The organism is Streptoalloteichus hindustanus (assembly GCF_900129375.1).
GTDB classification, from domain to species: domain Bacteria; phylum Actinomycetota; class Actinomycetes; order Mycobacteriales; family Pseudonocardiaceae; genus Streptoalloteichus; species Streptoalloteichus hindustanus.
In genome coordinates this window covers 554386-572375 of the sequence record NZ_FQVN01000001.1, presented here as the reverse complement: position 1 = coordinate 572375, position 17990 = coordinate 554386, and the positions used below count along the sequence as shown (strand labels likewise).

17 protein-coding genes are annotated in these 17990 nt (G+C 73.7%); 5 read left to right on the top strand and 12 right to left on the bottom strand.

Annotated features, from left to right (window positions below):
• Positions 1-71: 71 nt before the first annotated feature.
• A complete protein-coding gene (locus tag BUE43_RS02795) occupies positions 72-839 on the top strand; it encodes a sporulation protein (RefSeq protein WP_073479709.1) in 768 nt (255 codons plus the stop codon).
• Positions 840-996: 157 nt separating this feature from the next.
• Complete coding sequence (locus BUE43_RS02790; RefSeq protein ID WP_073479708.1) at positions 997-3093, top strand: PhoX family protein; 2097 nt, start codon at positions 997-999, stop codon at positions 3091-3093.
• A 433-nt stretch (positions 3094-3526) separates the two neighbouring features.
• Here BUE43_RS02790 and BUE43_RS02785 read toward each other — a convergent pair whose 3' ends face one another.
• From BUE43_RS02785 to trmB, 11 genes are all read right to left on the bottom strand, one after another.
• Complete coding sequence (locus tag BUE43_RS02785) at positions 3527-4546, bottom strand: methyltransferase (protein ID WP_200797343.1); 1020 nt, start codon at positions 4544-4546, stop codon at positions 3527-3529.
• Positions 4547-4570: 24 nt separating this feature from the next.
• Entirely contained in the window at positions 4571-5935 is a 1365-nt protein-coding gene (locus BUE43_RS02780) for an MFS transporter (protein ID WP_073479707.1), read from the bottom strand.
• A 72-nt stretch (positions 5936-6007) separates the two neighbouring features.
• On the bottom strand, positions 6008-6481 hold the full coding sequence (locus BUE43_RS02775) for a hypothetical protein (RefSeq protein ID WP_073479706.1): 474 nt from the start codon (positions 6479-6481) through the stop codon (positions 6008-6010).
• A gap of 92 nt (positions 6482-6573) precedes the next feature.
• Positions 6574-7266 carry an SDR family oxidoreductase gene (locus BUE43_RS02770; RefSeq protein ID WP_073479705.1) on the bottom strand — a complete coding sequence of 231 codons (693 nt, stop codon included), beginning with the start codon at positions 7264-7266 and terminating at the stop codon, positions 6574-6576.
• 480 nt (positions 7267-7746) lie between these two features.
• The gene (locus BUE43_RS02765) at positions 7747-9078 is read right to left on the bottom strand and encodes an amidohydrolase family protein (RefSeq protein WP_073479704.1); all 1332 of its coding nucleotides are present in this window, start codon (positions 9076-9078) and stop codon (positions 7747-7749) included.
• 64 nt (positions 9079-9142) lie between these two features.
• Positions 9143-9514, bottom strand: coding sequence for a hypothetical protein (locus tag BUE43_RS02760; RefSeq protein ID WP_073479703.1), 372 nt, complete (start codon positions 9512-9514; stop codon positions 9143-9145).
• Positions 9515-9597: 83 nt separating this feature from the next.
• Entirely contained in the window at positions 9598-10254 is a 657-nt protein-coding gene (locus tag BUE43_RS02755; RefSeq protein WP_268844404.1) for a response regulator, read from the bottom strand.
• The gene (locus tag BUE43_RS02750) at positions 10251-11486 is read right to left on the bottom strand and encodes a sensor histidine kinase (RefSeq protein WP_073479701.1); all 1236 of its coding nucleotides are present in this window, start codon (positions 11484-11486) and stop codon (positions 10251-10253) included. The genes BUE43_RS02755 and BUE43_RS02750 overlap by 4 nt, the downstream gene beginning before the upstream one ends.
• Positions 11487-11972: 486 nt before the next feature.
• Complete coding sequence (locus BUE43_RS02745; RefSeq protein ID WP_073479700.1) at positions 11973-13148, bottom strand: nitric oxide synthase oxygenase; 1176 nt, start codon at positions 13146-13148, stop codon at positions 11973-11975.
• Between the two features lie 160 nt (positions 13149-13308).
• The gene (locus BUE43_RS02740; RefSeq protein ID WP_073480217.1) at positions 13309-14301 is read right to left on the bottom strand and encodes a nucleoside hydrolase; all 993 of its coding nucleotides are present in this window, start codon (positions 14299-14301) and stop codon (positions 13309-13311) included.
• A 161-nt stretch (positions 14302-14462) separates the two neighbouring features.
• Positions 14463-15146 carry a tRNA (guanosine(46)-N7)-methyltransferase TrmB gene (gene trmB / locus BUE43_RS02735; protein WP_407697090.1) on the bottom strand — a complete coding sequence of 228 codons (684 nt, stop codon included), beginning with the start codon at positions 15144-15146 and terminating at the stop codon, positions 14463-14465.
• A 174-nt stretch (positions 15147-15320) separates the two neighbouring features.
• Here trmB and BUE43_RS02730 point away from each other — a divergent pair, with 174 nt between their 5' ends.
• Together BUE43_RS02730 and BUE43_RS02725 are read left to right on the top strand one after the other, a co-directional pair.
• On the top strand, positions 15321-15911 hold the full coding sequence (locus BUE43_RS02730) for a hypothetical protein (protein ID WP_073479698.1): 591 nt from the start codon (positions 15321-15323) through the stop codon (positions 15909-15911).
• An 80-nt stretch (positions 15912-15991) separates the two neighbouring features.
• Positions 15992-16261, top strand: a complete 270-nt coding sequence (locus BUE43_RS02725; protein WP_073479697.1) for a hypothetical protein — start codon at positions 15992-15994, stop codon at positions 16259-16261.
• Between the two features lie 13 nt (positions 16262-16274).
• Here BUE43_RS02725 and BUE43_RS02720 read toward each other — a convergent pair whose 3' ends face one another.
• The gene (locus BUE43_RS02720; protein ID WP_234995496.1) at positions 16275-16937 is read right to left on the bottom strand and encodes a hypothetical protein; all 663 of its coding nucleotides are present in this window, start codon (positions 16935-16937) and stop codon (positions 16275-16277) included.
• Positions 16938-17401: 464 nt separating this feature from the next.
• Here BUE43_RS02720 and BUE43_RS02715 point away from each other — a divergent pair, with 464 nt between their 5' ends.
• Positions 17402-17878: a universal stress protein gene (locus BUE43_RS02715; RefSeq protein WP_234995495.1), complete on the top strand. Its 477-nt coding sequence runs from the start codon at positions 17402-17404 to the stop codon at positions 17876-17878.
• Positions 17879-17990 lie beyond the last annotated feature (112 nt).

Here is a 17990-nt window from a genome sequence, read left to right as displayed (position 1 = left end):
GTTGTGTCGGCATCCTGCCCTTGATCACGAATCGGGCGGGATGTCGACCTGACGCACCAGAGGGGCTTGTCGTGGTCTTCGAGAAGTTACCCGCCGCCGTGGGGATCGGCGGCGTGAGCGTGGAGTTGGTGACCCACCAGGACAGCACGCACCCTGGCGGGTCGGTCGGCGGCTTCCTGCGGCTGCAGGGCGGCCGGGAGCGGCGGGACCTCACCGGGGTCCTGGTCGAGTTCGTCGCCGGGGTCCGCGGCGGCCGGCCGGGCGCGGGCGCGGACGGAGCGGAGTTCCTCCCGTTCCACCGCACACTGGTCAGGGACCACCTGTCGCTGGCGCCCGGGCAGGTGGTGGATCTCCCGTTCACCGCGGGCGTGCCGTTCGAGGCCCCGATCTCCGTGCTCGGCGGCCGGCACCTGCCCGGCACCCGGCTCGGGCTCCGCGCCCGCTTCGAGACCGCCGGCGGCGGGGGCGCCACGGGCGCGGTCCCCGTCGCACTGCGCGCGTTGCCCGTCCAGCAGCGGCTGTTGTGCGCGGTCGAACGCCTCGGGTTCCCGCTGCGGGCAGCGATCTGCGTCGACGGCCAGGTCCCCGACGCCCGGCAGCGACTGCCCTTCCGGCAGGAGGTCGAGTTCGGCCCCTCCGCGCACTACCGCGACGCCCGCGGGCTGCGGGTCACCTTCGTGACCGACGAGCGGGGCGTGGACGTCCGGGTGGAGATCACCGGCCGGCCCGAGGTCGCGCGGGTGTCGACGCCGCACACGGCGGCGGACAGCGTCGACTGGGCGGCCGAGGTGCGCCGGCTCGTCGGACCGAGGACCAGCGGAGCCGGTGACGGGCAGTAGTTGATATCTGTCCTTTCGTGCACGATCAGGCGAGTGTTCACCGGACCGTGATCACTCTGGGTGTCGTGTTCACCGCCCGTTCACTCGGAGATCTACCACGGCTCGTTTCCCGGCCCTACGGTCGCTGCGTTCCCGGACTGACGCCTTGGAGGTCTGCGTGTCCGCACGTCGCGAGGGGCGGCGCCTGCTGCCGTTGCTGCCCAACCACCCGCTCGGCCGTGCCGCGGTCACCTGTGAGTACCGCTGCGGCAACGCCTGTGCCCACGACGCCCCGAACACCTCCGACAACCAGTACTTCGGCGACGTCCTCGACGGCGTGCTGTCCCGCAGGGGCATGCTGCGGGCGGGCGCGGTCGTGGCGGCCGTGGGCGCGGCCGCGGCCACCGTCGGCACCGGGCTCGCCGCGGCCGACCCCGGCCAGGGCGGGGCCGCCGCGCCGGGCGCCGACCGCGCGCGGTGGTGGGGCCGGGTGCCCGGCGTGAACTTCGAGCCGGTCGCGCCCAACCACCGGGACGATCTGGTCGTGCCGACCGGCTACACGCAGGGCGTCGTCATCCGCTGGGGCGACCCGGTGGTGCCCGGCGCGCCCCGGTTCGACTTCGACAACCAGACCGCCGAGGCGCAGGCCCAGCAGTTCGGGTTCAACAACGACTTCTGCGGCCTGGTCCCGGTGCCCGGCTCCTGGAACCGCTGGCTCATGGTGAGCAACCACGAGTACACCAGCGAGGAGTTCATGTTCCGGGGCTGGGACAAGAACAACCCCACCGAGGAGCAGACGCGGATCGCCTGGGCCGCGCACGGCCAGTCGGTGGTGCTGGTCGAGCGCGACTGGCGCACCGGGCGGCTGGAGGCCAAGGTCGACGGGCGGTACAACCGCCGCATCACCCTGCTCACTCCGTTCGAGGTGCGCGGCCCGGCCGCCGGCTCCCAGTACCTGAAGACCTCGGCCGACCCCACCGGGAAGCGGATCCTCGGCACCCAGAACAACTGCGCGGGCGGCGTGACGCCGTGGGGGACGATCCTGTCCGGCGAGGAGAACGTCAACCAGTACTTCGCCAACGTCGACAAGGTCACCGACCCCACCGCCCGCGCCCGGCTCGACCGCTACGGCTTCCCCAAGGGCGCCTCGACCCGCAAGTGGGAGCGCTTCGACAAGCGGTGGGACCTCGCGCAGGAGCCCAACGAGGCCAACCGGTTCGGCTGGGTCGTCGAGATCGACCCGCTCGACCCGCAGTCCACGCCGGTGAAGCACACCGCGCTCGGCCGGTTCAAGCACGAGGGCGCCAACGTCATCATCGCGCGGGACAACCGCGTGGTGGCGTACATGGGCGACGACGAGCGCTTCGAGTACATGTACAAGTTCGTCTCCGACGAGAAGTACAAGCCGGGGCAGAGCAAGCACGCCCGTGAGCACAACAAGCGCCTGCTCGACTCGGGCACGCTCTACGTCGCCCGGTTCACCGGCGACAGCCCGGCCGGCGAGATCGACGGCTCGGGCAAGCTGCCGTCGGACGGCGAGTTCGACGGCCGCGGCGAGTGGATCCCGTTGGCGCACAACGACAAGAGCTTCGTGCCGGGGATGACCGCCGAGGAGGTCTACGTCTTCACCCGGTTCGCGGCGGACAAGGTCGGCGCCACCAAGATGGACCGGCCGGAGGACGTCGAGCCGAACCTGCGGACCCGCCGGATCTACGCCGCGCTGACCAACAACACCCGCCGGGGCGCCGCCGGCCAGGCCGGCCCGGACGAGCCCAACCCGCGCAACAACAACAAGCACGGCCACGTCCTGGAGATCGAGGAGGACCGGGGCGACAACACCGGCACCCGGTTCTGCTGGAAGCTGCTGCTGGTCTGCGGCGACCCGCAGTCGCCGGACACCTACTTCGGCGGTTACGACAAGAGCCAGGTCAGCCCGATCTCCTGCCCGGACAACGTGGCCTTCGACGACTACGGCAACCTCTGGATCTCCACCGACGGCAACGCGCTGGGCAGCAACGACGGCCTGTTCGCCGTGCCGTTGGAGGGCGGGGAGCGCGGCCACGTCAAGCAGTTCCTCACCGTGCCCAGGGGCGCGGAGACCTGCGGCCCGGTGATCACCGACCAGTTCGTGCTGGTGTCCGTCCAGCACCCCGGCGAGGTCGACGGCGCGAGCGCCGACAACCCGATCTCGCACTGGCCGGACGGCGGCACGAGCCAGCCGCGGCCGGCGGTCGTCGCGGTGTGGAAGAAGAACCGCGGCACCATCGGCAACTGAGCGCGCGGCCGGGGTGGGCGCCGGCGCGGCGCCCACCCCGGCCCGGTCACCCGGTTTCGGACCACGAAACCGACATGGCTCCTTGTCGATCTGGCTGGCCGAGCGTCTCCCGCCGACCCGGCCAGCCAGATCTCCGGACCAGCCGAGGGGTGCGGTCCCTGACCCCTTCGGGCCAGCGAACCGGCCCCACCCCGGTGCCCGCACCGGTGCCGCCCGTCGACGGGTCCGGCATGGACGGAAGTGTCGGCCCCCTCCGCGACACTCGCTGGTAGGGGCGCTCCCTCCGCCGTAACAGCGTTTTGGGCGGATCGACGCCCTCACCCAGCCCGATTTCCCCGCGAGCCGCGCGTTGACGCACCCGACCTGAGCGTTCTCCGGTGGGTCCTCCGCCCGTGGCGGTCACTGCTCCCGGCGACAGCCGAAGATCATGACCTCACGGTCGACCCGGCTTGCGGCCGAGCACGACCCCGTTGGCGCCGACCGACTCGAACCGCACGGTGCGGACGTCCTCGAAGCCCGCCTCCCGCAGCCACGCCCCGTACTCGCTGGCGGTGTAGTTCCGGCCGTGCGTCTCGACGAGCATGTTGAGGCTCATCATCGCCGCGTTGGCCGGGCCGGTGCCGTCCTCGTCCACCAGCAGCTCGCAGACCATCACCTGCCCGCCCGGCTCCAGCGCGTCGTGGCAGCGCCGCAGGATCGCCCGGTTCCGCTCCTCGTCCCAGTCGTGCAGGATCATCGACAGCAGCAGGAGGTCGTGCCCTCCCGGCAGGTCGTCGACGAAGAAGTCGCCGCCGACGGCCTCGACGCGGTCGGCCAGCCCCGCCTCGGCGGCCTTCTTGCGCGTCGTCTCGCACACGAAGTCCAGGTCGAACACGGTCGCGCGCAGGTCCGGGTACCGCAGGCACAGCTCGACGTCGAACGCGCCGTAGCCGCCGCCCACGTCGAGCAGCCGCCGGAAACCGCCGAGGTCCACCGCGTCGGCGAGCGCCCGCGCCGTGAACCGGGACGCCGAGTACAGGCCCTCCCAGAACTCCGCCATGAGCGGGTCGGCGGCGTCGAACATGGTGTCCTGCCGCTCGGTGTCCCAGGTGGTCGGCTGGTTGGTGCGGACGGCCTCGGTCAGCCGGTCCCAGCCCGGGCGGACCCGGGTGTCCACCATCCGCAGCCAGCCGCCGAGGTAGTTCGGCCGCCCCCGGACCAGGAACTCCTCGGCCAGCGCGGAGTTGCGGTACCGGCCGTCGACCACGTCCAGCAGGCCGAGCGAGGCGCACGCGACGAGCAGCATCCCCGCGGGGCGCGGGTGGATCTCCAGGTCGGCGGCCAGCTCGTCGGGCGTCGTGCCGGCCCCGTCGGACAGTCGGGTGAACAGGTCCAGCTCGTGTGCCGTGGCGAGGGTTTTGGAGTTCCAGAAACCCAACGCGAGCCGCATGAGCGGCGCGGGGGACAGCGTCACCAGAGGGCACCTCCCAATCCGTGATCAGAACTGATCGTAGGATGATCGGCACGCTGAGTGACTAGTCGCTTCCGGTGGTTCCGGCCGAGGTCGCGCCCGGGGCGCGGCGCGCAGGACGAGCGCCAACACCGCCGAGAGGACCATCGCCGCCCCCACCACCCACAGCCCCGGGCGCTGGCTCCCGGTCAGGTCGCGCAGCGAGCCCGTGACGTAGGGCGCCACGAACCCGCTCACGTTCCCGAGCGAGTTCACCAGGCCGATGGCCCCGGCGGCCGCCGCGCCGGTGAGGAACTGGGTCGGCAACTGCCAGAACGTGGGCATCGCGGACAGCACGCCCACCGCGCACACGGTCACCGCGACCATCGCCGCGAACGGGTTCCCGAGGTACAACGCGACGGGGATGGCCAGACCGCCCACCAACGCGGGCAGGACCACGTGCCACACGCGTTCGCCCGTCCGGTCGCCGTGCCGGGCCCACCACACCATCACCACCGCGCTGACCGCGTACGGGACCGCGGTGATCAGCCCCTTCTCCACGACGCCGTAGCGCGTGCCGTACTGCTGCTCGAACCCGGCGACGATCGTCGGCAGGAAGAAGCCCAACGCGTACAGGCCGTAGACGACGCCGGCGTAGACCACGGCGAGCGCCAGGACCCGCGGATGGGTCAGGGCCCGCCGCAGCGTCCAGCCGTGGGCGCGCTCGGTCGCCGCCCGCTCCGCGGCCAGCTGGGCGGTCAGCCAGTCCCGCTCCTCCGGCCGGAGCCACCGGGCGCGCTCCGGCCCGTCGGTCAGGAAGAACCACGTCACCACGGCCAGCGCCAACGACGGCACGCCCTCGGCCAGGAACATGAACCGCCACCCGCTGAGCCCCAGCAGGCCCTCCCCGTACCGGATCAGCAGGCTGGACACGGTCGCGCCGACGGCGCTGGAGACCGGCACCGCCGCCATGAACAACGCCACCACCCTGGCCCGCTCCGCCGCGGGGAACCAGTACGTGAGGTACAGGATGATCCCCGGGAAGAAGCCGGCCTCGGCGACGCCGAGCAGGAACCGGAGCACGTGCAGCGCGGTCGCGTTCGGCACGAACGCCATCGCCGTCGCGACCACACCCCAGGTGAGCATGATCCGCGCGATCCACCTGCGGGCCCCGAACCGGTGCAACGCGAGGTTGCTCGGCACCTCCAGCAGCAGGTAGCCGACGAAGAACACGCCGGAGGCGAAGCCGAACGCGGTCGCCGACAGCCCCAGCTCGCGGGTCAGCCCGTTCGGCCCGGCGAAGCCGATGTTGACGCGGTCCAGGTAGTTCACGAAATAGAGCAGGCACAGGAACGGCACCAGCCGCCACGTGACCCTGCGCAGCGTCCTCGACCGCAGCTCGTCGGCGTTCATCCGGACGTCCTAGGTGGAGGACCGTGCGGTGTCAAGGAGTTCCCGAAGCCCGGACCGTCTCGCGGAAGCGGCTCACCGCACCCGCCATTCGTTGGCCTCGGCCGCCGCGTGGTGGGCTCTGTCGTACCGACTTCGGCGGAAGATCTGCACGAACATGATCAAGAGGCACGCAGAGAAGGCCACGCCGAGGAACGTGGGGACGTAGCCGCTCCACGTGCTCATCCTGACCGAGTCGGGTGACTCGTACCGGGCGGGACCCGCGCACCGGATCTCCGCCCCGCCGTCGAACCAGGCGGTGACGCGACCCCTGGCCGCGTGTCGGTGCCGTGAGGCCGGCCGCTCCTCGGCGACGACTCTGCGCGCCTCGCCGTTCACGGGTGTCACGGTGCAGGACGTGTCGCGTGTCGCGACCAGCTTGAACACCTCGTCCTGTCGCACCTCGACGGTCAGGGTCCCGTTCACCTCCTCCCTCTCCGTGCCGAGGAGCACCACCAGGACGCTGGTGAACATGGAGACGATCCCGAGCCCGAAGAACAGGAGGGACAACAGGAGCCAGCGGAGAATCTTCGGTTGGCGTTTCGGTTTGGGTGGGATCGCGGGCGGTGGGGGCGGCGGCGCGGGGTGCACGCCGGGGGACGCTACCGAGCGGAGCGCGGCCGGATGACGACTTCGGTGAGATGGGCGTCCGGGGAGGCGTTGACGGCGGTCGCGACGGCGGCGGCCACCGACTCCGGCCGCAGGTAGTCCTCGGGCTCGTACTCGGCCGCCTCCTGCGTCCGGATCGAGCGCTGCATCTCGGTCGCCGTCCGCCCCGGGTGGACGGAGGTCACCCGCAGCCCGTGCGGCTCCTCCTCGGCGCGCAACGCGTCGGCGAACGCGCGGAGCGCGAACTTGCTGGCCGCGTAGGCGCCCCAGTTCGCGTTCGCCCGGATTCCCGCTCCGGAGTTGACCAGCACGACCTGGCCGCGCGCGGCGCGCAGGGCGGGCAGCAGCAGCCGGGTCAGCTCGGCGACCGCGACCACGTTCACCTCCAGCGTCTGCCGCCACACCTCCGCCGGGGTCTCGGCGATCTGCCCGAGGTGGGCGACGCCGGCGCTGTGCACCAGCACGTCGAGGCGGGGGATCGCGCCGGCGGCCTCGGCCACCGCGGCGAAGTCGGTCAGCTCGACCGGCCAGGCGCGGGCGCCGCGCAGGCTCCCGGCCAGCTCGTCGAGCCGGGCCCGGTCGCGCCCGCCGAGCAGCAGGTCGTGGGTGGGCGACAGCGCGTGGGCGACGGCGGCGCCGATGCCGCGCGTGGCGCCGGTGATCAGGGCGACCGGACGGGGAGCCATGGCGCGAACCTAACCCGCGCCCGCACCGTCCGCCAAAGGGGCGAACCCCGCCCCCTGCTCAGGTGACTTCGGTCGGTCCCCTTCGGGCGGCTTTCGAGGCCTCCTCGGCGTCTTCGGTCCTCGGATTCCGGCCCGGAGCGCGCGACTTCGAACGGCCACCCGCCCCCGACTCCCCCGAATGCTCCGGTCACCGTTTTCACCTGGAGCCGATTGACGCGGACGCTCCCCCGTTCACCACCTCGGGCGACAACCAGAACCACCCGAACCAGCGTCTTGCCCCCACCGCCCCTTTTCTGCGAACTTCAAATCAGGGGTTCCCCCTGGTAACGGTGTTATGGACGAATCAGGGGCCTGGGGTAGCCGGATCTGCGACCTGCGGGGGCGAATTCGCGCGCACCGTGCGTGAATCCGGACGCGGGCTGGCCCCGGTGGTGAACAACCACCGGGGCCGTCGTGACCGCGTGCTCGGAGGGGTGTCGCTCAGGCGGTGCGGATGCGGAGCGCGGCGACACGGGCCGCCGCACGCGCCTCGGCGAGGTCGACCCGCGTCGACGCGCCTTCGGACAGCACCTGGTCGCCCGCCACCCACACGTCGCGGACGCACCGCGCCCCCGCCGCCCACACGAGGTTGGCGATCACCTCGTCGTCGGGCACGTCGAGGCCGGCAGGGAACGCCGGGTCGTCGACGTCCACGTGCACGACGTCGGCCCACCGGCCCGCCTCCAGGACGCCGATGTCGTCCCGGTGCAGCGCCTCCGCGCCACCGCGCGTGGCGAGCAGCAGCGCGCGCGCCGCGCCGACGGCGGAGGCGTCCGACGTCGCCAACCGGGCGAAGAGCGCGGCGAGCCGGGCCTCCTCCCACAGGTCGAGGTCGTCGTTGCTGGCGGGGCCGTCCGTGCCCAGGCCGACGCGCACCCCGGCGCCCACCATGTCGACCAGCCGCGCGATGCCCGAGGCGAGCTTGCCGTTCGAGCCGGGGCAGTGCGCGACGCCGACCCCGTGCCGGGCCAGGACCTTGATGTCGACGTCGGACAGGTGGACGCAGTGGGCGGCCAGGAACCGGTCGCCGAGCACGCCGAGCTGCTCCAACATCAGCGGCACGGAGCCGTGGAGCTCCCGCTGCGCCACGTCCTCGTCCGCGGCCTCCGCCACGTGCGTCTGCACCAGCGCGCCGCGTTCCCGCGCGGCGGCGGTGATTCCCTGCAGCGCGTCCGGCGCGAGCATGTACGCGGAGTGCGGCGCGTAGGACAGCTCGATCCGCTCGCCCGGCCCGAAGCGCAGGCCGTCGGCGTCGATCCAGGCGCTGATGTCGTCCGTCATCCGCCGCCAGCCGCCGTCGTTCAGCCCCGGCAGGTCGAGCACCGCCGACCCCAGCACCACGCGGGTGCCGACCTGGAGCACGGCCTCCGCCATCACGTCGGTCTGGAAGTACATCTCCGCGCTGGTCGTCACGCCGGCCCGCAGCATCTCCATGCTGCCCAGCAGCATCCCCGCGCGGATGTCGGCCGGGCTCAGTCGGGTCTCGGCCGGCCAGATCGCCTCCCGCAGCCAGCGCAGCAGCGGCAGTTCCGCGCCGAGACCGCGCAGCAGGGTCATCGGTGTGTGCGCGTGGGCGTTCACCAGGCCGGGCAGGAGGATTCCGGTGCACTCCCGGACCACCGCGTCGGCCGGCAGGGCGGGCGCGTCGGCCCGGGGACCGCAGTGGACGATGCGACCGCTGTTGTCGACATCGACCACCGCGTCGCGCAGCACTGTGCACTCGGCGTCGCAGGGGAGCACAACGGGCGCGTGGAGTCGGAGAGCGGTCGCCATGCGCCCATCCTGCCAGCGGGTCGCGAGGCGGATTCTCCTCCTGGCGCGGGGTTCGGGCGCCGGTTCAGGACGCGTTCGCCGGCCGGCACCGCCTGACCTCGACGGTCGGCAGTTCTCCCGACGTGGGCGTGACGGTCACCTCGCAGCCGAGGCGGGCGTCGACGGGCGGGTTGCCGGGAAGGGCGGCCGGCGGCGCGGTGATGACGGTGCCGGCCGGGACCACCTGCTGCGTCCTGGGCGCGCCGACCCGCAGGGTCTCCGTGGTGCGGAGCCGGAACCCGGTGTCGGCGGCGCTCGCCACGAGCACGGCGACCTCGCCGTGCCGCACCGGCGGCCCGCCCGTCGCCCGAGCCGAGTGCAGCAGCACGGCTCCCGCCGTGGGGAGCACGACAGCAGCGCAGGTCACCACCAGCAGGATCCGGACGTTCGGGCGCACGTTCCCAGGCTTCGCCGGCCGCACCGTGATCAGCTCGGCCGATCGGCCATCAGACGGGCGCCGATCGGCCGGTGCTCACCCGATCAGACCTGGTCCATCAGGCCCGAGCGCCAGGCCCACGCGGCGACCTCCACCCGGTTCCGCGCGCCGAGCTTCGACTGCACCGAGGCGAGGTGCGTCTTCACGGTGGACAGGGAGAGGAACAGCTCGGCGCCGATCTCGGTGTTGGTCAGCCCCCTGGCCGCGGCGCGCACCACGTCCAGCTCCCGCTCGGTGAGGGGGTCGGCCGGCTGGGGCACCGGGTTCGGGTCGGGCCGGGCGAAGTGCCGCAGCAGGCGCACGGTGATCTGCGGCGACACCAGGGCGTCGCCGCGCACCGCCGCGCGCACCGCCTCCACCAGCAGCGTCGGCCCCGCGTCCTTGAGCAGGAACCCGCTGGCGCCGTTGGTCAACGCGGTGTGCACGTAGTCGTCGAGGTCGAACGTGGTGACCACGACGACCTTCAGCGGGTCGACCACGCCCGGCCCCGCCAGTCGCCGGGTCACCTCCAGCCCGTCGAGGCCCGGCATCCGGACGTCGACCAGGCACACGTCCGGGCGCAGCTCGCGGGCCCGCTGGACCGCGGTCACGCCGTCCGGCACGTCGGCGACCACCTCGATGTCCGGCTGTGACTCCAGGATCATGCGGAATCCCACCCGCACCATCTCCTGGTCGTCGGCGATGAGCACGCGGATCGTCACGACTCCCCTTCCCGCAGCGGCAGCTCGGCGTGGACGGTCCATCCGCCGTCCGGACCCGGCCCGGCGCTGAACCGGCCGTCGAGCAGCTCCACCCGCTCGCGCATCCCCACCAGCCCGAAACCGCCCGAACCGCCCACCGGCTCCCCACGATCGTGCCGTGTCCCCTGCCCGTCGTCGGTGATCGACACCCGGAGCGCGCCAGCGACCGGCGTCACCTCGACCGTGACCGCGGTCGCGCCGTGGGCGTGCTTGCGCGCGTTGGTCAGCGACTCCTGCACCACGCGCAGCACGGATCGGGCCACCTCCGGGCGCGGGTGTTCGGGGAGCTGGAGCACCAGGCGCACCGGCGGGCCCACCGCCGCCGACTGCTCGGCGACCCGCCGCAGGTCCGCGCCGAGATCGGTGGTGGCCTCGCCGGCCGCGCCGGGCGCGCCGTTGGTGCGCTCGGCCTGGCGCAGCGTGCCGACCAGGCGGCGCATCGCGCTGAGCGCCTCGGTGCCGCTGTTGGCGATCAGGTCCAGCGAGCGGTCGGCGGCCGCCGGGTCGCGCGTGGCGACCAGCTTCGCGGCCTGGGCGTGCACCACCATCCCGGTGACGTGGTGCGCGACGACGTCGTGCAGCTCGCGGGCCAGCGCCATGCGTTCCGCCTGCTGGGCCGCGGTCACCGCCGCGGCCAGCGACCGGCGCCGCTCGGTGTCCCGGCCGCGGAAGTACAGGCCGGCGCCGACGGCCAGCGCCAACGCCAGCAGGTCGGCCTGGAGCAGGTCGTAGAGCGGGGTCGGCGGGGCGGTGTAGCCCTCCTCGTAGTCGATGGGCGCCTTGTGCCGCAGCAGGTAGCTGGCCGCGATCGCGAGCAGCAGCGCGGCGCTGCCGGCCACCGCGCGGCCCTTGGGGGCCTGGCGGATGACGTAGGCCATCATCGCCATCACCGCGCCGGTCTCGGACGGGGTGAGCCAGCCCGCGAACGCGAGGGGGATCGGCGAGTCGACCACGTGCAGGAGCACCGAGGAGAAGAGCACGGTGGCGGCGCCGACCAGGGCGGCGTCGAACGGCTGCCGGGGCGCGACCACGGCCACCCCGCCCAGCAGCAGCGTGCCGGGCACCTGCCACCAGATGTTCGGCACCATCTCGTAGTACGTGCTGAGCTCGATGAACACGAGCAGGGCGAGGGCGAGGGCGAGCGGCCACTGGCGGCGGGCCAGCGCCCGCCAACCCCGGATGGTGCTCTCCACGTCAGTGCACGTTACGTGCTCCGGCCGGGGGAGCACCGGGAGAACCGTCCGTGTTCGTCCATCGATCGTATGAGCCGCGCCTCCCGCGACGAGCCCGTCCGCCGGGTCATCCTGAACGGGACGTACCCGGCGAACCGGGCGCCACCCCCGATCGTCCGGATGGCGGCGGGAACACCGCACCGATGGCTGATCCGCTGGTCACCGCCGGCGCGCGACCCTGGAGGCGTCGGGGGACAGGGAGGGCTGAGCGGTGCTCGTGGTGATAGCCAGTTGGGTCTCGGCCGGGTTGGGCATCCTCGTTCTGCTGGGGATGGCGGTGGCAGGCGTGTTGACGGCGGGAAAGGGTCGCCCGGCGCGCTGACGTGCGCCCGCGCGGGGTGGCCCGCGCTGAGGTGACGTGGGCCGGGGTGACGTGCGCCCGACCCGTGCCGCGAGCACCGGGTCGGGCGCTCCGCCGTCCTGGGGCTGTCCTGGTCCGCGGCGCGGTCACGCCCCGAGGTGGCGGCGCACCACGCCGATCAACCAGCCGTGCGTGCTCGGGCCGGGCGCGCCGGGCTGGGCGAACCGGCCGGGGCCGCCGCGCAGGCCCCGCGCGGCGGCGTCCCTGGTCAGGACGTAGGCCGGCCGGCCACCGGGTGGCGCGAACGGGTGGCGGCGCAACGGCCGGTCGCCCCGGAGCTGGGCGAGCAGCCGGCGGGCCTCGGTGTGGTGGTCGCTCAGGGTCACGCCGGCGGCGTCGAAGGAGTGCAGCACCGCCCGCTTGATCTCCACCAGGGCCTGGTCGCGCCACAGCGTGCGCTCGTGGGAGCGGTCCAGCCCGAGGCGTTCGGCGACCAGGTGGGCGACGCCGTAGCGGTCGTCCGCCGCGAGGCACCCGCTGGCGATCTCGCTGTCGACGAACCACGCGTTGAACGGCGCGGCCGGGTAGCGGACGCCGCCGATCACCAGGCTCATGTTCGACACCGCCGGCACCGCGTGCCACCGCAGGCCCAGCTCCGCGAACCAGTCCAGCCGGGGGTGGCCCAGCGGGACCTCCAGCACCACGTCCCCCGGCACCGGGAACACCCGGGGCCCGTCCTCGACGGTCTCGACGACCAGGGGGAGCGGGTCGAAGGGGCCGCGCCGGGCCGGCGGTTGCCAGCCCAGCCCCCGCACCGCCTCGGTGAACCCGGTGTAGCGGGCGTCGCCGAGGACGTGGCCGGCCCGGTCCCGGTAGCCCGCGTAGCGGACGAGCTGCTCGTTCCACAGGCACGGGCCGGGCCGGCCGGGCGCGTCCGGGGCGAACACCGTGACCACGGGGGTGACGCGGCCGCGGAGGGTGGCGACCCGCAGGTGCTCGAAGCACGCGTCGGCGACGGCCGCCGCGCTCCGCACCCGGCGCAGGTCGCGCACCCGGATCGCCCGCCACGGCAGGCGCGTGGCGCACGGGGCGACGTCGCGCAGCGCCATCCGGGCGCCGAAGACGAGTTCGGCCCCGGTGTGCCGGTACGTACCCGTCGTGTCGACCTGGGCGCGGACCTGGGCCAGCCGGGCGGTGAGGCTCCCCGTCTCCGGGTGCTCGTCGTGGAAGAGCCGCAGGAACTCCTCGGCCGCGGCGAGGTCCACCGCGACGTCCGGAACCCGCGCCGACGTTGCCGGGCGCGCCTCCGGAAGGGTGATCACCGGTGCACGGTGGGCGGTCACGTCGCGAACCTAGCCCGTGGCCGCGGTGAACGGTGATCGCTGGACAGTGGGGTTTCCGCTCCCCTCGGCGCCCGCCGTCCCGCACCCTCGGCGACCGGGGGCGCGGCCCCGCGCGCCTTGATCCCCCTTCCGGGTGGTCTCAGCGCGCGATCCGGGCCTCCGCCACGCCCAGGGCGCGGTGGATGCGGGCGAGCACCTCGGGCGCGTCCACCTCGGTCGCCACCCGGATCGGCGGTCGCGCCGCCGGGTCCTCCGGTGACGGGAAGCCACGGCGGTCGGCCAGGGTCGCGCCGCGGGTCTGGGCGCCGGTCAGCTCGACCGTGACCCGGTGCTCCTCGCAGCGCACGAGGGCGGGGTCGAGCAGCACCGCGGCGGCGAGCGCGTCGTGCAGCGGGCAGCCGGGCTCGTCCGAGGGGTGGATCTTGTAGAAGTCGATGTAGTGCGCGGTGACCTCGCACGCGAACCGGGCGCGCGGGTGGTCGACCTGGGCGACCGCGTTCCACCAGGCCGCGCCGGCCCACGTCCGCAGCGTGACGTCCAGCGGCACCAGGGTCAGGTCGAAGCCCGCGCCGAGCACGACCTCCGCGGCCTCCGGGTCGTGCCAGATGTTGGCCTCGGCGTGCGGGGTGATGTTGCCGGGGACCGCGACGGCCCCGCCCATGCACACGACCTCGCGCAGCAGCCGGGGCAGCTCGGGTTCGAGCAGGTACGCGAGCGCGACGTTGGTCAGCGGTCCCAGCGCGAGCACCGACAGCTCGCCGGGATGCTGCCGGGCGAGGCGCACGAGCTGTTCGGCGGCGGACTCCGGGACGGGCTGACGCGGGGAGGGCGGCCCGGCGACACCGCCGAGGCCGTCCACCCCGTGCACGGCCTCCCCGCCGCGGAGGAGCGGTTGCGCGAGCGGGCGCTGCGCGCCCACGGCCACGGGCACGTGGGGCAGGTCGACGAGATCCAGCAGGCGCAGGGCGTTCTCGGCCGTGAGCCGCGAGGAGACGTTGCCGTGCACGCTGCCCACCGCGACGATCTCCGCGTCGGGCTGGGCGGCGAGGTAGAGGAAAGCGATCGAGTCGTCGATTCCCGGATCGGTGTCGAGCACGATCCGGCGCCGGCCGCCGTTGTTGCCTTCGGTCACGTCGATCTCCCAGTCTTCTCCGGTGACACGGCCCGTCACCGTAGTTCTGTGGATCTTGGTCGTCGAACGTTTTTGCCCGGTCCGATTCGCCTGTTCTCTCCCTTTTTCCCGGGCGAGGGGAGAATTCCCGCCGGACGCCCGGCGTCGAGTCCGAACCGGGGTCAGACCCGCTCGAAAACCAGGTCGTGGGAGACGCGTCCCTCCTCCTCGGCGCGGTTCTCGAACTTGGTGACCGGTCGCCATTCCGGACGGGGCGCCCAGCGACCGGGTTCGTCGGCGTGCCGGTTGCGCAGCAGGGGTTCGGCGTCGCACACGGCGAGCATCTGCCCGGCGTAGTGCTCCCAGTCCGTCGCGAGGTGCAGGGTCGCGCCCGGCGCCAGCCGGGAGGCGGCCAGCGCCACGAAGTCCGGCTGGACCAGCCGCCGCTTGTGGTGCCGCTTCTTGGGCCACGGGTCGGGGAAGAAGATCCGGATGCCGGCCAGCGAGTCGGGGGCGACGTGCGACCGCATCAGCTCGACGGCGTCGCCCCGCAGCAGCCGCAGGTTCGTCAGCCCCAGTTTCTCGGCGCGCAGCAGGAGCTGGGCGAGGCCCGGCTTGTAGACCTCGACCGCCAGGTAGTTCACCTCCGGGGCGGCCGCCGCGAGCCGCGAGGTGGTCTCGCCCATCCCCGAGCCGATCTCCAGCAGCACCGGCGCGGAGCGGCCGAACCAGGCGTCGGTGTCGAGCGGCCCGTCCGGCAGCGAGGCGACCTCCTGGCCCAGCGTCGGCCAGTACTGGTCCCAGGCCCGCTGCTGGCCGGTGGTCATCCGTTCACCACGCTGCACATAGCTGACCACGGTGCGCATGTGCGGCCGCTGCTCGGACTGCTCCATAGCCGTCGACTCTGCCAAACCCGCTGGTCCGGTCGCCTACCGGGCTGGGGCGTCCCGCCGGCCCACCGCGCCAGCGTGGGTGTTCCCTTTCGGGTCCGAAGCCGCGCGAGGCGGGCGAAACCCCCTGCGGGGTGTCAGCATCGCGGCATGGGCCAGGATCCCGCGCCCGGGCCGACGGGTGGCACGCACCGGTCCCGGCGGGCGGGTGGCGGTCCCAGGCCGCCGAAGGCGCCGGGGGCGCCGAGAACGTGGTGGCGCTGGCTCCTCGTCGGCGGCCTGTCGTTCGTCGTCGTTCTGCTCGTCTACCTGTTCCTGGTGACGTTCCTGCCGAGGTGGTGGGCGCAGCGCGTCGGCGACGTGGTGCGGCAGCGGTTCACCACCGGCACCTTCTTCGGCCTCTTCCTCGGCTTCCTGTTCACGGTGCTGCCGCTGGCGGTGGTGAGCCTGGCCGCCCGCCGACCGATGTCCTGGCGGGCCCGCGCGCTGCTCGGCCTGCTCGCGGTGGTGCTGGCGCTGCCGAACCTGCTCACGCTGGCGGTGGTGCTCGGCGCCGGGAGCGCGGCGCACGCCGGGGAGCGGATCATGGACGTGGAGGCGCCGGCGTTCCGGGGCGCGAGCCTGGCCGGCGCCCTGGCCGCGCTCGGCGTGTACGCGCTGGCCGAGCTGCTGGTCGCGGCGCGGCGGCGGACCAGGCGGCGGATCGCCGAGCTGCGCGCGCAAACTCGTGACGAACAGTAACTGCTTTGTGGTGCAACCTCACCCGAATGAGTGACATCCTGAGAAGGTCGGTAGCGGCACGACGTTGTCGGGGTGATGACGTGCTCGCGTTCGTCGGAGAGGCGGTGCGCCTCGGCGCGCTGCCGCTCTTCCTGGTGTCCCTCGGGTTCGCCGTGCTCCGCCTTGAGCGGGTGGTGCGCGGTCCCTATCGCGCGTGGCGGTGCCACCGCACCACCGAGCGGATCCGCCGGAGGTGGCCGACGGCCCCGGTCGCCCCTCCCGCCCGGCGCCGGGAGGAGCCGGGCCCCCGCATCCAGGTCCGGCCGAGGCGGCCCGAGCCCGCCCCGGCCAGGGTGGCGAACCTGCCCTGAGGGCCCGGCCGGGTCAGCGGTCGCGCCCGGTCCACGCCCGCTGCCGGGGCAGGTCGGCCCGCCACGACTCGATCTCGTCGATCCGCTCGGCCAGCCCCGCCACCCCGGCCAACGGCAACCGCACGGCGTCCTCGCCCGCCGGCGCCACGTCCAACCACCCGTCGTGGGCGGCGGTGAGCGTGACCGTCGTGGGGTGCCCGCCGGCCGGGCTGTCCGGCTCGGACGGCGCGAACTCCCAGTACCCGTCCTCGCCCTCGCAGACCCACGGGACGTACACCCAGCCGCGGCGGGCGTGCAGCAGCGCGTGCACCGCGTCCTCGAACTCGAAGCCGGCGGTCCGGGAGGGCAGGCGGTGCGCGGCCAGCGCTGTCAGCCACCACGGCGCGGCCACCTGCCCGCCGGGCCCGACGGTCTCCTGGAAGAGGGCGACGACCTGGTGCTCGTCCGCGCCGTGGATCCACGCCCGGCGCAGCTCAGCCGGCTCGCCGGCGTGCACGATCTCCACGCCGGGCTCCGTCGCCAGCGCCCACTCCAGCTCCGGCAGCGGCTCCACCCTGGGGCGCGCCAGCACGAGCCGGGTCGGTGGCCGGCGCGGGGCCACGACCGGGCGCCGGGTGTGGATCGGCGGCGCGACTTCGGCTTCGTTCGGCGCGAGGTCCACCATCGTTCGGGTCATCGCTCTCCCACTCGCCGCCGCCGCGTGCGGCGGGTGACGTCGTCTGTGCGTGCTTCGGGGTGTGCTTCCGTGCGTGTTCCTGCGCGTGATTCTGGACGTGCTCCGGGGTACCGGGACCGTTCCCGCCGCCTCCGCCGGCTCAGGCGGCGCAGGACCGCCATCAGTACGGCGGTCAGCGCGGTCGGCAGGAACCTGGCTAGGAGGCGCGAGCGGGACCCCGAGCGGCGGAGCAACCGGTCGCTGAGCCACCGCGCCAAGCGGTGGACGAGGGCGAACACCGCGAACACCACCTCCCTGCGCACCGGTGTCTGGGATAGGGAGGTACCCGATCTCGCGGGTGTCATGCGGATGTGGGGCAGGTCACGCCCCGTTTGTGGTGACCGAGGGTCACGGATGGGCAGATCCCGGGGCCGGTCGGCGGTTTCGGCTCGACAAGCGGGATGGGGCGCGGTTCCGTGGAACACGTGGACGAGGTGGGCGAGCACGTCCTGGAACGGGCCGACGTCCCGGACGGCGTCGTGGTGGGAGTGGACGGCTCGGCGTCGTCGCTGCGGGCCCTGCGCGCGGCCGCGGAGGAGGCGCGCCTGCGCGGGTGCGTGCTGCACGTGGTGCGGGCGTGGACGCTGCGCACCGCCCCGCGCCCGCCCGACTGCCCGCCGGGCGCCGTGCCCAGCCTGCGCGAGTACTCCGACTACGTGGGACAGCAGACCGAGGAGCTGGTCACCGAGCACCTCGGCCCCGCGCCCGGCGTCGCGGTCCGGGTGCACGCCATCCACTCGCCGTCCCCCCAGGGCCTGATCGCGGCCTCGACGCACGCCGCCCTGCTGGTCGTCGGCCACCGCGGGCGCGGCGGGTTCGCCGGGCTGGTTCTGGGGTCGGTCGCCGACCAGTGCGTCCGGCACGCCCGCTGCCCGGTCCTCGTGGTCCGGCCCAACATCTGAGGCCACGCCGCCCCACGCCGACCCGCTCCGCCAACCGGCGGGAACCGGTCCGGCGAATCCGCCCTCCGGGTGGCGCGCAGGCACTACGATCGCCCGAACGTCACTCTTCTGA